Origin of the sequence: Planococcus beijingensis, assembly GCF_016820615.1 — a bacterium.
Taxonomy (GTDB): Bacteria; Bacillota; Bacilli; order Bacillales_A; family Planococcaceae; genus Planococcus; species Planococcus notacanthi.
In genome coordinates, this window is record NZ_JADHDZ010000001.1 from 1,171,951 (window position 1) to 1,187,496 (window position 15,546).

Genomic DNA, 15,546 nt, shown 5'->3' on the forward strand with positions numbered 1-15,546 from the left:
TGAGGGCGAAACTGGAATTAATTAAATGAATAGATACGATGCTGAGATTAGTGGAAATTTTTTCAACAAAGCGGCATTAGTGTGCGCCAACGAAAATTTAGAAAACTTTGTTCTATATTCATTGATGATATTGATAATCATTCTCACCTGTGGTAAGGTATGTGAGAACACGAATTAGAAATTAAACAAGGAGCACAAGCCATCGGAAAAAAGCGAAGCTTGTGCTTGGGTGTTGCAATAGCCAGCTGGTTAACCTGCAGCAACAGGCCGTGACCCTGTATTTGTGGAAGGAACCGGTTAGGAAAAACGGGAGAATGCTGACATGATCGCTTTCGTCCTTTGTTCGGAATAGTTTTCAGACATTCCGTCTGGACGTGAAATTATCGGTTAGCAGAAGTGTAGAAGAGGCTCAGGCGCAATTATTGTTCAAAGGTGCTCTGCTCAGCATCTGTGGAACAGCAAATGCTGCCAGGAAGCCTCTATTATTTTTTTTCCTGCTAATGGTGCATTGCAGCTGGAGAACAAAGGAGTCCAGCTTACGGCTGATAGGAGCGGAGGCAGATGAAGAAAGCAATGTTGTTGCTGTGCTTGAGCCTGTTTCTATCCAGTGATGTTCAGGCTCATGTGACGGGTGGACAACTGGAAAATCGCAATCATGTGAAAGGTGATGTACAAACGGCTATTCTGCTCGAGGCTGTGCCGGATGCTTACCCACAAAAAGCACATTTGCCGGCAATTCAATATACAAGGCTCGAAATAAAGCTCGCTGATATGTCGTCAGCCGAAATGAAACGAGAACTGGTGAAGGCAGACTTGGATGAAGAAGCAGGACAAGTCGATTGGAAAACAGCCATCATTGTATTATGCGTCGCTTTTCTGGTTTACTGGATCAACAAGAGCAAGCGGCAGGATATCGATTAGAGCCGAGTGGAGCAAGCAGATACTGATGTCCAGTCCCTACTCGTCAAAATAAAATACATAAATACCCATTGCCTAAGCTTGCCTTTTAAGGACAAGTGTAAACAATGGGTTTTTTATAATCAGTTGAAAGTGCAGTGGCTGATTATGGAAGTGGTCACTTCAAAGGGATATCGTAGATCATCTTGGCGCCGAGGGCTTTAATTTCGATGTTGGGGGATGCTGTTTTCAGGCTGGCTATTTGCTCGGTTGCTGCCTTTTGGGCATCTTCGAAGTTCCGATGATTCTCAATGCTTCGGGTAGGCTGAAGTTCAAAGGGAGCAGAAGGCGATTCTTTAATAAATAATAATATTATGTAACCTTCTTGTATAGAAGTATCCATAAATGTATTGGGCTCAATCAATAATTCATTGTCAGGGAAGTAGCTGATTTTATCTTCACAGATGATCGCAATTTTTTTCAAGATCCATATTTTCGAGTAGCCGGAAGAAATGGTGGATTCGACTCGCTCAAGTACGGTTTCCAGATGCTGTTCAAACAACGGAAACAAATGCGGATGGTGAGGGACAAAGGTAAAGTAAATCCGGCTGTCTTGTTCATCGAGCAGTTGAAAGCGATTCACAGTAATTCCTCCCCGTCGATTCGAAATATGTAACTGCTTTCATTATAATCGATAGCAGCCTCGGGAACAAATGGCTGTTATCCGTAATACATGTAAAAAACTACATAAGGTTATCTTAAAAAGTTCAAAACACGCAATAAGAAGAAAAAATAAAAAGCGAATAAAAGACAGAAGCAAAACAAAAAGACGATTCTCGAATTAGCAATCGTCTTTTTATCAATCAGCTCATTATACAGGAGGATTTTCCACACCAAGTTTAATCCAATCTTCTTTTGGGGGACCGTAAACACCAAAAGGCTTGAGGCCAGCTTGGCGAATCAGCACCGTCATCTGCCCGCGGTGATGGACCAAATGTTTAATGAATCCCATCAGAATTTGAGCGTTCGTTTCCTGACGGCCAAAAGCGTTTTGCACTTGCTTTAAGGTTTCATCCGTCCATTGTTCTTGAAGTGCTTTCGAAGCTTTTTGGCTGAGGTGTTTGAATGTCTCAGCAATTTCCTTAGCAGATGACGGAACGGTTTCATTGTTGTCGACCTGTTCGATCTCTAAACCGAAATGAGCCAAGTAGTCGGGAATGCCAGTCGTGATGTGCCAGGCGATTCGGCCCAAAGACCGTCCTTCAGGATAGACTTTTTGTTCCAGCGATTGATCTGTTAAACCTTCCAGGACCTGTTGAGTCAATTCGGCTTCTTTTTGCCATTCATTGATGAAATCCGTTAATGTCACGTACATGCTGAATCCCTCCATTAGCGATAAATTAGCAATCACTGCTTCCACTTAAATTAACATAGCCGGCAGCATAATGGAAATACGTTGCCGGCAAAGTGCTAGCAGTCAATCACCATTTTGAAGGATGGATTTTATCAAAGATGTTCAATGATACTGAAAACAGCTTGAACATTTCAGCTCAGCCAGCTGCCGCCAATGCAACTGGCGAGCAGAATGACCAAAAAAACTCCGGACATCCATATATCGGTGCGACCGACCCTGACCGGCCGATAATAGGCACTTCTTGGCTCTCCGGTGAAGCCTCTTGCTTCCATGGCAAATGCAGAACGTTCCGCTTTTCGGACAGCGCCTGCAAGCATTGGAATCAAGATGCGGCGCATCTCGAGCAAACGCTGCCAACTGTATTTTTTCATTTCGGCACCTCGCAGTCGTTGTGCCTGCTGAATCTGGGTAAATTCGTCTTTCATGACCGGCAGAAACTGATAGCCGACCATGATGCCATATGCCATTTTAGGCGACAGCTTTAGCTGCTGCATCAGGCTCATGATGAATTTCACGGGATCGGTGGTGAATGCAAACAGCAACGACAAAGTGGAAAACGCCATGACACGTAAAGCCAATGACAGCGCACGAGCCCATTGTTCATCCGTCACGTCAATTCCGGCAAATGACCAGATGACAGTCCCGCCTGTGTCTGCACCGAATACCACAGTGGTCCATAAATAGCCGAAAGCGCCGATTGAAAAGGGCAGCATGAACAACAGCCAGAGTTTCCATTTTGTGCGGCTCATCGTCAGCTGCAGGAGGAGAATACCTAACCAAAACAGCAGCGGCGTCCAAGGGTTAAAGAAGAATGCCAGTGCGAGCATCGACACGGTAACAAGGACAAACTTGACGGACGGATTCATGTCATGCAAAAGATTCCGCAAGACGGGACACTCCTTTCGGCGCCAGCAAATGATGCTGTTCCAGCAGCTTATCATTTTGCCAAACATCTTTTGCAGCAAATTTGCCGGTCATTTTGCCGTCTTTAATAAGCAGCACCGAATCAGCCAAGCTCGCTGCAAATCCCATATCATGCGTGATGATCAAAAAAGTTGCCCCTTCTTTTGAGCGCTGGTCAATCAAAGCAAATAGCTCAAGCAACGCAGCTGTATCCTGTCCGGAGGTCGGTTCATCCATCAACAGCACTGGCCGTTTATCCGCGAGCATGGCAGCTATCGCTACGCGCCGTTTTTGCCCATGGCTGATGGCAAATGGATGGGCTTTCTGTATTTCCTCAAGACGCAGACTATCCATCAATTGGGTTAACTCGAACGGAGTGGAGGCCCCAGAAAAAGCGACTTCCTGTTGGACACTTTGGGTCAGAAACAGGTACTCCGGCGATTGCGGCACATAGCCGATGCCATCCGATTCTACCTTTCCGCTCGTCCGTTTATAGATGCCGCACAGCGATTTTGCCAATGTCGATTTGCCGCAGCCGTTCGGTCCGGCAATGACCACCACTTCACCACGGCTGACGGAAAAAGACACCGGTGCAAGCAGTTGCCGATCTTTGATTGTGACAGAAAGCTTTTCTGTCTGTAAGGCCACTTCCGACTGGCAACTGGACTGCCGTTCAGGAAATGAAACCGGCTGCCGCGGGATGAATGGGAGGTCTGCGTGAATCGTGCCGTTCCCGCCCAATTGGATTTCCCGCCCGAAAAACGAGCCCCAACTGTCGAGTCGGTGTTCGACTGCCAGGATGGTCAAATTGGAACTTTGCTGAAGCTGTTCCAGCCAATGGACGAATTGCTTAGCGGTATAAGGGTCAAGGTGAGATAAAGGTTCATCGAGCAATAAAACCTCCGGATCCATGATCAGTGCACAAGCGGTTGCCACGCGCTGTTTCATTCCTCCAGACAGCGACTGGATGACCGTATGGCGAATATCCACCAATCCTGTCAATTCCAAAACACCCTCGATCCGCGCTTCCATATCAGCAATAGGAACATGCAGATTTTCCAGCGTGAATGCCAGTTCTTCTTCAACGGTCGGCATGCAGAACTGGGAATCAGGATCCTGAAAAACAGTCGCGATGCGGTGATTGATTTCACCTGCCGCATATTCAACCGCAGGTTTCCCGAACAAACGGATTTCTCCCCCTACCAGACCATCGCAGTTATCGGGATAGAGGCGATTGAGCAAATACAGCAATGTGCTTTTGCCGCAGCCGCTTGGACCGGTTAGGACCAGCCGTTCGCCTTGCTCAACTGAAAAGGAGATGGCGGTTAAGGTTTTTTCGTCATCTTCCGGAAATTGGAAAGAAAGGTCCGTTAAAGAAAAAATTTCTTCAGGCATTCACATCACCTTTTTTCGTGCGTGCAATGGCATAGCCGCGGAGCGAACCGGTCGCAAGCAAAGCGTCGCCGATATACTTGCCGCCGATTCCGGCGATAATAGCCCCGCTGAGGACACGGATGGTGAACATCAACGCGACGAATGATGGATCCAGTGCCGCATAGCCCGATACGAAATAACCGTAGACAAAGCTGAAGACAGCTGATCCGATGCCTGCAAGCATAAGGATAAGGATGTTAAAATGCTTATAGCCGGTCAATGCAAACGCGGCCTCAGCCCCAAGCCCTTGGATAACGCCTGATAAGATCAGACGGGGACCAACAGCATTGCCGATCAGCACTTCAATGGCAGCTGCCATGGTTTCGGACAAAACTGCAGCACCGGGTTTCCGGATGATGTACATGCAGATAATCGAGACGATGAACCAGATGCCGAACATCCATTCATAGGCGAGCGGCCCGATGATTGCTGCCCAAATATTCGCAGCGTGGACAAACAGCAAGTAAACGATGCCAAAAACTACCGCAAACAGGGACATCAAGACCACTTCTTTTAATTTCCATGATTTCAGCACCTTACGCACCTCCATGGGACGGACTGTTGATGCTCATCGATACCGTCATCACCAGATGGCGATGTTCGTCTGAGCGGGAATTGGTGAATGCTTCCTCGTAAAAAGCGAAGACATCATGGATATCGCCGTGTATGCCGCTTGCGTAATGCATGGAATCGTTGAAGACCCCTTGTTTTTTGGCACGGTCGACTTCCCGGTAGATGACGGCCATATAATCCGGATTGTTCATCGGATACAGCGCAAACTGGGAAGACACGTATTGTTTGGTGGCATCGGTGTTCAACAATTCATCGTCTTTTTCCAAGTAGACGTCCCCTGATGAATCGCCTGGGCAGCCGATCGAGAAGGTGCCGGACAATGCGACATGTTTACCAGTTTTTGCAGCATGCAAAGCTAATGCCTTTGCGACATTGAATACGTGATTCTGTTTGCCGCGAATGACTGTCGAAACGTCATCGGTGTGCATCCAGACGTTTGAAGTGTCCGTTTCGTTCAATGCTCCTTTAATGACTTTGATGAAATCGCCGGTCATCGGATGAAGCGAAAAGCGAAATCCGACAATCGGGCTGGTACCGCATTGCCATGGTTCCATATCAACATTCCTCCTAAAAATTTGCACAAAAAAGACCGCATCCGTGAAGATGCAGCCATAATCTACAAATAACCAAAAGGAATTATTTCAGAAATGCGCCGCACTTCCTCACGCAGGTATTATCCTGATCGAGTTATAAGGGATCGAAGCTTGCGCTTGCATCTCAGCCATAATGGGCACCCCTAGTGCAGTAAACGGTATGCGGTTTTTGTGTTCGGGTTGTTCCCGATGGGTTCAGTGTAGAGGAAGTGGTGGAGGATGTAAAGGGGAGATTAGAAAGATGTGCTCATTAGTCATTTATGTTGGGATTCTGAAATCGCTTCGGTCGCTTTGGGCATGGCTCCCGCGTTGAACCAGGAAGAGCACCTGTTTCATCGCTCCACCCATGGACGCGCCGGCGCTTGGAGAGTTTGTGCAATTGAACGTCCTACAGATTTTGGTGGAGTTGTTTTCCTAGCTTCCGAGTTTAAGTGATAAGTAGATTTGAACTATATAAGATGAACTAATGATTTGGAGTAGCCGATATTCCGCAAAACAGCTACGCTTTCCAGCGGGCTCGCGCCCAATCCTCCTCGTCCGCTGCGCTCCCTGCGGTGTATCGGTCGTCTCGCTAAGCCGCAGGAGTCTTCGCTGTTTTGCTCCATACCTTTAGCGTTTTCTCTCAGAGTCGAAGTGGTATATAAAATGCTATTTCTTTAGTTCAACTTAATATAGAGTCTTTTCGAGAATTTCATTTCCAATATTTTCTTTTTAAGTTTATGGATTTTCGTTATACTGGAGTCATTATGACTAGAGGAGGCCAATTGATGAGTACCATTTCCCTTAAAAAGAAAACAGCGAGCATTGTGCTGGAGAAAAAACAATTGATCGGTGTTACAGCTAAAGTCGGCATTGTCTTGGACATTACAGGATCGATGCGGAAGCTGTATCGTGACGGCATTGTGCAGGAAGTTGTGGAGCGGGTGCTGGCAGTAGCGAGCCAGTTTGATGATGACGGCGAGCTGGATGTCTGGGTGTATGACAACGAATTTTCCCGTTTGCCGGCAGCGACAGAAGAGATTTTCATGGGCTACGTAGAAAAAAACATCCTGTCCAATGACAGTGTCTACAAGTTCGGGCGAAACGACGAACCGAAAGTCATGAAAGATGTGATTCAGAAATACACGAAAGAAGAGCCAAGCGATGTGCCGGTTTTTCTGGTCTTCATCAACGATGGCGGATGCAAAGCCGGCATTAAGAAATTCATTGTGGAATCGTCCACTCAGCCGATCTTTTGGCAATTTATCGGAATCGGGGATTCGAACTTCGATGTGTTGAGAAAACTGGATACGATGGAAGGCCGCTTCGTGGATAACGCGAATTTTTTCCATGTCCCGGACATCGACCAAGTGACGGATGAAGAACTGTACAATCAAATGCTGAATGAATTTCCCGAGTGGCTGAAAGAAGCGAAGGAAAAAGGCATCTTGCGTAAAAAGCGAAAATCGCCTTTGGACTTTATTTTCCCGAATCGAAACAAATGAGTGAAGCAAAAAGATCCCCGGTGAAATCATTTGATTTCACCGGGGATCTTAGTTACTTAAGTTAATTTTGCTCATAACTGGCATTGAGTTTCCGGTTGTCAGCTTTTTTTGCATTGCGGTTGATTGCCGGGCGCGTAAGCGAAAAGACGGCACAGGCAAGGGCAATCAAGACGATCACAGCGCCAACCCAAGCGGTGCTTGAGACGGAGCCGGTTTGCGTCAAGGTGACGCCGCCGATGGCAGAACCCAACGCAATTCCGATCTGTAAGGCGGAGTTATTGAAGCTTTGCTGAATATCTGATGTGGCAGGGTCGGTTTCAATCAAATAGCTTTGTTGAGGCGGAGCCAAACTCCAGCTCAGTGCTGCCCAAATGACCATCACCGGCAGGAAAATGATGAGCGAGAACGTTGTCAGCGGAAGCAGAAATAAGACAACCGCAAACGCTGAAATAACGATGATGATGCTTTTCTTTGAGCCGATCGAATCGGACATGGTACCACCGATCGCACCGCCGCTCACAGCTGCGATTCCGAACAGCAAGTAGCAAAGGCTGACCCAGAACGAACCGAGCTGCAGGTTGGTCTCCAAAAACGGTGTGAAGTAGGCATAAACGGTATAATGTCCGGCAAGCATGAACATAGTCGCGAGATGAGCGGAGCCGATTTTAGCGCTCGCCACTGCTTTTAACTGCTGTTTGAGCGGGATGGCTGTGCCGCCAGGAATTGGCTGGATATAGCGGGCGATGAGCACCATCGAGCCGACGGACAATGCCGCGATGCCGAGGAAAATCACACGCCAGCCGAAGGCATCTGAAACAAGGATGCCGAGCGGAACCCCAAGAACGAGCGAAGAGCTGATGCCCATGAAAATCAGGCCGATTGCTTTTGCGCGGTAAGGCGGTTCAACGATTTTAGCCGCAATGGTCAACGACAAGACGACAATGAGTGCCGTACTTGCTGCAGTCAACACGCGCGCAATCATCATCCACGTAAAGTCTGGACTGAAAAACGTCAGGATATTTCCAAGGAAAAAGATGAACAAGGAAATCAAATAAACTTTCTTCCGTTCGAATCGGCTGGTCGCCACCAGCAAGACGGGACCAGCAATGGCATAGATTAATGCAAATAAGGTGATCAACTGTCCGGCTGAACTCAGCGAGACGCCGAACTCTTCGGCGATTGTCGGCAAGATGCCTCCGACAATCAGTTCCACGAGTCCGACTGCAACTGTGGATAATGCTAGGATGTATACTTTCAAATTCATAGGTTCGTACGCTTCCTTTCAAAAATAAAATAGAATAAAAAAATGGCTTAAAGGTCCCATTCAGAAAACACAAAAAAATCCTGATTACAAAAAACGAACAGATCGTTTTCTGTAATCAGGATTTTGCGGTTCCTGGTAGAGACCCTTAAGCCATATTCTTAAGGTTATACAGACGCTTATGAAGTATTTACTTTGAAAATCTTACTACAGACTGCAGGATTCCGCAAGCCATCCGGATAGAAAATCAAATCACAGACTTAAAATCCAAACGGAAAGCGGTTCTGTCTTTCTGCAAATTTCAGCCAGTCGCTAGTCATGGAATGCAAAAGCCTGTATCGTAGATTCGGAAGGATTTTTTTCATCCCGTGGATATAAAAACAATGAAAATCAGATGATAAGGGGAAAGCCTATGAACATTTTAGTGGTCGAAGACGATCGCACCATCGCATCTGGATTAACGTATTCCCTTCAGCAAGAAGGCTACGGGACCATCCTATGCCATACAGCGGCAGACGCAGAGAAGAAAATCAGAGAACAGCATGATGCCATTGGTTTGTGTTTGCTTGATTTGTCGTTGCCGGACGGCAGCGGCTATGATTTATGCGCACTCGTAAAAGAACAGGGCGACATACCGGTCATTTTTCTGACAGCGTTCGATGACGAAGTGAATGTGGTGATGGGGTTGGATATGGGGGCGGATGATTACATCACCAAGCCGTTCCGCGTTCGTGAACTTCAGTCACGCATCAATTCGGTGCTGCGCCGTTACCAGCGGGACAGCCAGCCGAAAACGGCCATTCGAATCGGAGACGTTCAAGTGGACACGGCAAATGGAAAAGTCCATAAAGGACCCGATGAAATATTATTAACGGCTTTGGAATACCGGTTATTGCTGATCTTCGCCAATCATCTCGGGCAGGTACTCACGAGAGCGCAGCTGCTGGACCGGATATGGGATGTCGGTGGGGATTTTGTCAACGACAATACCTTGACTGTCTACATCAAACGATTGCGTGAAAAACTGGAAGACGATCCCCAACAGCCAACCTTGATTAAGACAGTACGCGGCATGGGCTATAAGGCGGGTGACTGACGGTGCTGCGCAACCGGGAAATCCAATTATTCTTGACAGCACTCCTTGCCATCAGTATGGCCGCCGTGATTGTTGCTGCTGTTTTCATTTCCGAAGCGACAGCTTGGAGCATCGCAGCTGTGTCTTTTTTATTGGTGGTGACCGCCCTGGGTTTTACGTGGTGGCGCTACCGGGAAATCGACAAGCTGTCGGGCTACCTGCAGAAAATCAGCAACGGCGATTTTCAGCTGGACGTCCGTGACAATACGGAAGGCGAATTGAGCCTGCTGAAAAGCCAAATCTACAAAGTGACGAATATGCTCTCTGAGCACGGCATGCTTCTTCGTGAAGATAAAGAAAAACTGACAGACGCCATTTCGGATATTTCCCATCAATTGAAGACGCCGCTGACATCGATGACGGTCATGGCGGATTTATTGCGTGACAGCCGTCTCGATGAAGCCAAGCGCAGTGAATTCACCCGCAGCCTTCGTGTTCAGCTGGAACGGATGGACTGGCTGGTGTCGTCGCTGCTCAAGCTGTCGAAAATCGATGCCGGTACGATTGCGTTTAAAAAAGAACCCGTTTCCGTGCCGGTTCTGATCGATAAAGCGGTTGAACCGCTGTTGGTGCCGTTGGATATCAAAGAGCTGCAGCTGGAGATTGAAGGAGATTCCCAAGCCGCTTTTTCAGGAGACCTGAACTGGACCGCCGAAGCGCTGATCAATGTCCTCAAAAACTGTGTCGAACATACTCCAGAGGGAGGCCGGCTGTCGATCGGCTTTACAGAAAACGCACTTTATACCGAAATTCTCATTGCCGACAACGGCAGCGGCATCCTGAAACAAGACTTGCCCCATATTTTCAAACGCTTTTATAAAGGCCAGAATGCGGGAGACGACAGTGTCGGAATCGGACTTGCGATGGCCTACAGCATCATCACCAGCCAGCAAGGTGACATCGAAGTGAAAAGCGAGCCTGGCATGGGGACCTCATTCCACATCAAATTCTACAAGCAGGTGATTTAATCCGTCGCCTGCTTTTTCACCTGTTTTCTTAAGTGACTGGATTGTCACTTGCCAGTCACTGGGCAGTCATGTGGCTTATCTATACTAAGCTTAGACATCGAATTTACGGAGGTTATCCCATGACAATTGTTGAAGTGAAAAATTTATCAAAAGTATACGGAACAGACGAGACAGCAGTGACAGCGCTGGACAATGTCTCGTTTACGGTGAACAAAGGCGAATTCGTCTGCATCATCGGCCCGTCCGGTTCCGGCAAATCGACTTTGCTCCATATGCTGGGCGGCGTGGACCGGCCAACAACCGGAAGCGTCTCGATCGACCAAACGGACATTTATAAGTTGAATGAAACCCAGCTGGCCATTTTCAGGCGCCGGCAAATCGGCTTGATCTACCAATTCTATAATTTGATACCGATTTTGACGGTTGAAGAAAATGTCACTTTGCCGATGCTGTTGGACGAACAACAAGTGGATCCGGCCCATTTCAACAGAATCATCGGTGTGTTGGGTCTCGACAAGCGGCTGTCCCATTTGCCCAATCAGCTTTCCGGCGGACAACAACAACGTGTCTCGATTGGGCGTGCACTTATCAGCAACCCAGCAATTATGCTGGCAGACGAGCCGACCGGCAACCTCGACAGCAAAAACAGTGAAGAAATCATGGAATTGCTGAAGCTGTTCAATAAAATGCATAAGCAGACTTTGATTGTCATCACCCATGATGAACGCATCGCGTTGCAGGCAGATCGCATCATTTCCATAGAAGATGGAAAAATTGCAAAAGATGAGGTCATCCGGCCATGAATATCATCAACAAAGTAACCATCCGTCATCTCCGGCAGAACAAACGCCGCTCATTGGTAACCATCATCGGCGTCATCATTTCTGTGGCCATGATTACAGCAGTAATGACACTCAGCGTATCGTTTCTTGATCTCATGGTCAGGCAGGAAATTTCAAAAAACGGGGAGTGGCATGTCCAATATGAAAATGTGACAAAACAACAAGTCCAGGACATCGAACAGGATGAACAAACCGAGAAGATGATGCTTTCAAGCGGCGGCTATGCCTACTTGGAAGGTTCACAGAATGATTACAAGCCCTATCTGTATTTCCAAAGCTACGACGAACAGGGCCTAGCGCAATTTCCCATGACGGTTTCGGAAGGACGATTGCCCGCTTCTGAAGAAGAAGTCGCCATTTCTGCGGTAATTCAGGACAATATTGAAACACCTTTTCAAATCGGCGATCAATTGACGGTTGCGATAGGGCAGCGGATTCATGAAATTGACGAGAAGGTGTTAATGCAAACCGACTCCCTGCAGATCAGCGACGGCCAGTCCTTGGAAAAACTCGACAACCTGAAAACAAAAACGGTGACGATTACAGGCATACTCGATCGCCCGGATTGGGAACCGGCCTGGTCGCCAGGTTATACGGTTGTTGGTTTTATAGACAAAGATAAGCTTGAAACAAGCGAGACGTTGGACGCTTTCGTTGTCGTCTCCAAGCTCGAAACCGAACTGTTCGACCATGCAAAAAGCTTTGCAGACCGTAATGGCATTGAAAAGGTCGACTTCAATTCGGATCTGCTGCGCTACTATGGCATGACCGGCAATGACCGTTTGCGGCTAACGCTGTTTTCATTGGCAACGATTATTATGGCAGTTATTCTCATCGGTTCGGTGGCATTGATCTATAATGCTTTCGCCATCAGTGTTTCTGAGCGGGCAAGGCATCTGGGCATGCTGTCGAGTGTTGGGGCAACGAAAAAACAAAAACGCAATTCCGTCTTTTTTGAAGGAGCGGTGATTGGAGCTATCAGTATACCCATCGGATTGTTGGCTGGGTTTGGTGGCATTAGCCTGACTTTTGTCTTCATCAATACGTTCATTGAAGACGCACTCAATATCTCTGAAAAGCTCGAGTTGGTCGTCACGCCATCTTCAGTGCTGCTGGCTTGCGGCATTTCGATTCTGACCATTTTCATATCGACTTATGTCCCTGCAAAAAAGGCTTCCAAAATCTCCGCCATCGATGCCATCCGCCAAACGGAAGACATCAAATTATCCGGGAAAAATCTTAAAACATCCAAATGGGTGCGGAAAATTTTTGGTTTGGAAGCGGAAATCGGCTTGAAGAATGCCAAACGAAATCGCAAACGCTATTTAGCTCTTGTGTTTTCATTGGTCATCAGCATCGTTTTGTTTCTATCGGTGACCTATTTTACCGACGGATTGAAAAAATCCATGGAAATGGTTCAAAACAGCTCCCAGTTCGATTTGCAAATCAATGGCACTGGCGTGGGAGAAAATGATCTGCCCAAATATCGCCAATTGCCGCATGTTACCGAAGCCACAATGATCAAAAGCACATGGGCAGAAGCGTTGATTGAACCAGAACAGCTGCCTGAACGCTTAGCTAAGCAATTGGAAACCGGCGAGGTGGCACTTGAAGATGGAAAGTTCCGATACTACGTCGATATCCACGGTCTGGACGATGCAAGTTTTGAAGCTTACACAAAAAAGCTCGGGTTAAATGCGGAATCTTTCAGCCAGGGCAGCCTGAAAGCGATCGTCATTGATCAAGTGTCTTATGAAGATGCCGCTTCCGGCCAGTTCGTTCAAACCAAAACGATCCTGAGTGATCTCGGGGATGCAATTGACTTGTATAACCAACCTTCTGATGAAACAGGAGAGCCGGCTGAAAAAGAGCCGTTAGGCACTGTTGAAATCGCAGCCTTGACCGATGAAGTGCCGATGGGTGTAGAGACGGCGGTTCTAGGAGGGCTGAATATCATCTTCCCTGAAAAAGCCTTAAATCAATTAGAGCTCACGGAAGATCAATTCATGCATTCGATTTATGCGATGAGCACAGATCCAATCGCTACACAAGATGCGATTGAAAAGCAGAACGACATGACGATCCAAGTTCAAAACGTTTACCGGCAGCGCCAGCAGGAAGAGCAGATGATATTATTGATGTCCGTTTTCACCTACGGCTTTATCACGTTGATTTCGCTCATCTCCATCGCCAATATCTTTAATACCATCTCCACGAGCATTTCGCTCCGGAGAAGGGAATTTGCCATGTTGCGGTCGGTCGGGATGACGCCGAAAGGATTCACAAAGATGATCCGCTATGAAAGCCTTTTTTATGGGGTGAAAGCCTTGGCGATTGGATTGCCTGTCAGCGTCGTCGTCATGTTTGCCATGCACCGGTCACTCGGCTATACGTTCCAGTATGGCTTTACACTTCCTTGGATGAGCATTCTTTTTGTTGTCTTCATGATTTTCCTGATTGTTGGAGCAGCGATGCTTTATTCAACCGCCAAAATTAAGAACGACAACATCATCGAAAACTTAAAGCAGGAAAATGTTTAGCTAATGTGAGATAAGTTCGTCCACGAAACACGAAAACCCCTTTCAAGTCTGAAAGGGGTTTTCAGCTTTTCCAGCCTGTCACACGACAGTAAATTTGCTGAAGAAATAAATCAGATAATTAATGAAATACATCAACTATTACTGGGTACGATGTGCTATTATATGTAAGATATTCCAAAATGAGAGGGAGTAAATGATGGACAAGAGCATGATTCAATCGAAAAGGGAAAACGTCTATTTTTTCATCAGTTTGTTATTGAGCATTTTTATCTACGCGGCAGCCATTGTGTCCATTATCGGGATTGCAATTGCCATTACGATTTTCATCATCCTGCTTTTCACCAATGCCATCATGCTCGGTTCAATCCGCGGCAATGGCGTCCGGATTCACGAGCGGCAGTTTCCGGATGTCTATGAACGCGTTCAGGTGTTGGCAAAGGAAATGGAACTGAAGAAAGTACCGGATGTCTTTGTCATCCAATCTGAAGGGGCGCTGAATGCGTTCGCCACTCGTTTCTTCGGCCGCGATATGGTCGTTTTGTATTCGGAAGTGTTTGAAATGGCGCGCGAGCAGGGACAGGAAGAACTGGACTTTATCATTGCCCACGAACTGGCTCATGTGAAGCGCCGCCATATCTGGAAAAACCTTTTGATCTTGCCTGCTGGGTTTATTCCGTTTCTCAGCGAAGCATACAGCCGGTCGTGTGAATACACATGTGACCGCCACGCGGCCTACACGATTCAAAATGCACCAGCCGCAAAACGCGCATTGACGCTTCTTGGAATCGGCAAGAAGACGTATTTGGAAGTGAACGAAGATGCATACCGCGAACAGATCGCCACGGAAACCAACGCCGTTGTCTGGTTGAGTGAAGTACTGTCGACGCATCCGCGTCTGCCAAAACGCATCCAATCCATCGAACAATTCGCTCAAGGGGATTCGAAGTTTTACGAACCGGACCACGGGAAAATCGTGCTCGGCGCGACATTGATGGTCGGAGTTATAGGAGCTGCCTACTTCCTGACCGTTGCTCTTTTTGCAGGAGGGGCATTGGCGTTTTCTCAGTTCCTGCCGGATGTAAATGAAACCTTTATTGAAGACGATTATTCGATTCAAGATGACTTTTCAATTGAAGGCGAGACGCCATTGATGGCTGCGGCATCGATGGGCGACCTCGCGGGTGTCCAAGAAGCGCTTGTGGATGGGGAAGATGTACTCGCCAAGGACTCTGAAGGCACAGATGCTTTGATGTACGCCGTCTATTCAGGTGACACGGCCATCATCAACGCTTTGATCGATGCAGGGGCTGATGTGAACTCGTCCGATAATTACTCAACGGCATTAGGTTCAGCCGTGATGTACGGGGAACATGAATCGGCCTTGCTGTTGCTTGAAAAAGGAGCGGATCCTGCCTTGCCGGGTCCCGATGGTCTGAGTGCAATGGATCATATGGGAGCAGAAAGTGAAGCGGAGTTAGTGGAGATGCTGGAATAAAGAAACC

At 47.4% G+C, this 15,546-nt stretch carries 14 protein-coding genes and 2 riboswitches; of the genes, 7 read left to right on the forward strand and 7 right to left on the reverse strand.

The annotated features are described in order from the left end of the window. The first annotated feature begins 561 nt into the window (after positions 1-561). A complete protein-coding gene (locus tag IRE19_RS05630) occupies positions 562-921 on the forward strand; it encodes a hypothetical protein (RefSeq protein ID WP_203339586.1) in 360 nt (119 codons plus the stop codon). A gap of 154 nt (positions 922-1,075) precedes the next feature. On the opposite strand, the gene IRE19_RS05635 is transcribed toward IRE19_RS05630, so the two are convergent. From IRE19_RS05635 to IRE19_RS05660, 6 genes are all read right to left on the reverse strand, one after another. Beyond that, positions 1,076-1,540: a hypothetical protein gene (locus IRE19_RS05635; protein ID WP_203339587.1), complete on the reverse strand. Its 465-nt coding sequence runs from the start codon at positions 1,538-1,540 to the stop codon at positions 1,076-1,078. A 228-nt stretch (positions 1,541-1,768) separates the two neighbouring features. Beyond that, the gene (locus tag IRE19_RS05640; protein ID WP_203339588.1) at positions 1,769-2,272 is read right to left on the reverse strand and encodes a DinB family protein; all 504 of its coding nucleotides are present in this window, start codon (positions 2,270-2,272) and stop codon (positions 1,769-1,771) included. A gap of 170 nt (positions 2,273-2,442) precedes the next feature. Then, complete coding sequence (locus IRE19_RS05645) at positions 2,443-3,198, reverse strand: energy-coupling factor transporter transmembrane component T family protein (RefSeq protein ID WP_203339589.1); 756 nt, start codon at positions 3,196-3,198, stop codon at positions 2,443-2,445. Continuing rightward, complete coding sequence (locus IRE19_RS05650) at positions 3,179-4,609, reverse strand: ABC transporter ATP-binding protein (RefSeq protein ID WP_203339590.1); 1,431 nt, start codon at positions 4,607-4,609, stop codon at positions 3,179-3,181. The genes IRE19_RS05645 and IRE19_RS05650 overlap by 20 nt, the downstream gene beginning before the upstream one ends. Then, on the reverse strand, positions 4,602-5,183 hold the full coding sequence (locus IRE19_RS05655) for an ECF transporter S component (protein WP_203339591.1): 582 nt from the start codon (positions 5,181-5,183) through the stop codon (positions 4,602-4,604). The genes IRE19_RS05650 and IRE19_RS05655 overlap by 8 nt, the downstream gene beginning before the upstream one ends. Before the next feature lies 1 nt (position 5,184). Then, a complete protein-coding gene (locus IRE19_RS05660; protein WP_203339592.1) occupies positions 5,185-5,775 on the reverse strand; it encodes a YkoF family thiamine/hydroxymethylpyrimidine-binding protein in 591 nt (196 codons plus the stop codon). Positions 5,776-5,863: 88 nt separating this feature from the next. Beyond that, a riboswitch (TPP riboswitch) is annotated at positions 5,864-5,969 on the reverse strand. 612 nt (positions 5,970-6,581) lie between these two features. On the opposite strand from IRE19_RS05660, the gene IRE19_RS05665 reads away from it, so the two are divergent. Then, positions 6,582-7,298 (forward strand): vWA domain-containing protein, encoded by a 717-nt coding sequence (locus tag IRE19_RS05665; protein WP_203339593.1) that lies wholly within the window; start codon positions 6,582-6,584, stop codon positions 7,296-7,298. Between the two features lie 61 nt (positions 7,299-7,359). On the opposite strand, the gene IRE19_RS05670 is transcribed toward IRE19_RS05665, so the two are convergent. Then, positions 7,360-8,562, reverse strand: a complete 1,203-nt coding sequence (locus IRE19_RS05670) for an MFS transporter (protein ID WP_203339594.1) — start codon at positions 8,560-8,562, stop codon at positions 7,360-7,362. A gap of 92 nt (positions 8,563-8,654) precedes the next feature. After that, positions 8,655-8,754: riboswitch (purine riboswitch) on the reverse strand. Positions 8,755-8,971: 217 nt separating this feature from the next. On the opposite strand from IRE19_RS05670, the gene IRE19_RS05675 reads away from it, so the two are divergent. The 5 genes from IRE19_RS05675 (at position 8,972) to IRE19_RS05695 (ending at position 15,539) form a co-directional block, all read left to right on the forward strand. After that, positions 8,972-9,655 carry a response regulator transcription factor gene (locus tag IRE19_RS05675; RefSeq protein ID WP_203339595.1) on the forward strand — a complete coding sequence of 228 codons (684 nt, stop codon included), beginning with the start codon at positions 8,972-8,974 and terminating at the stop codon, positions 9,653-9,655. Positions 9,656-9,657: 2 nt separating this feature from the next. After that, the gene (locus IRE19_RS05680) at positions 9,658-10,662 is read left to right on the forward strand and encodes an ATP-binding protein (protein WP_203339596.1); all 1,005 of its coding nucleotides are present in this window, start codon (positions 9,658-9,660) and stop codon (positions 10,660-10,662) included. Positions 10,663-10,781: 119 nt separating this feature from the next. Further along, positions 10,782-11,465, forward strand: coding sequence for an ABC transporter ATP-binding protein (locus IRE19_RS05685; RefSeq protein WP_203339597.1), 684 nt, complete (start codon positions 10,782-10,784; stop codon positions 11,463-11,465). Then, a complete protein-coding gene (locus IRE19_RS05690) occupies positions 11,462-14,044 on the forward strand; it encodes an ABC transporter permease (RefSeq protein WP_203339598.1) in 2,583 nt (860 codons plus the stop codon). Before IRE19_RS05685 ends, IRE19_RS05690 begins: the two co-directional genes overlap by 4 nt. 193 nt (positions 14,045-14,237) lie before the next feature. Continuing rightward, entirely contained in the window at positions 14,238-15,539 is a 1,302-nt protein-coding gene (locus IRE19_RS05695; RefSeq protein WP_349291251.1) for a M48 family metallopeptidase, read from the forward strand. Positions 15,540-15,546: the final 7 nt, after the last annotated feature.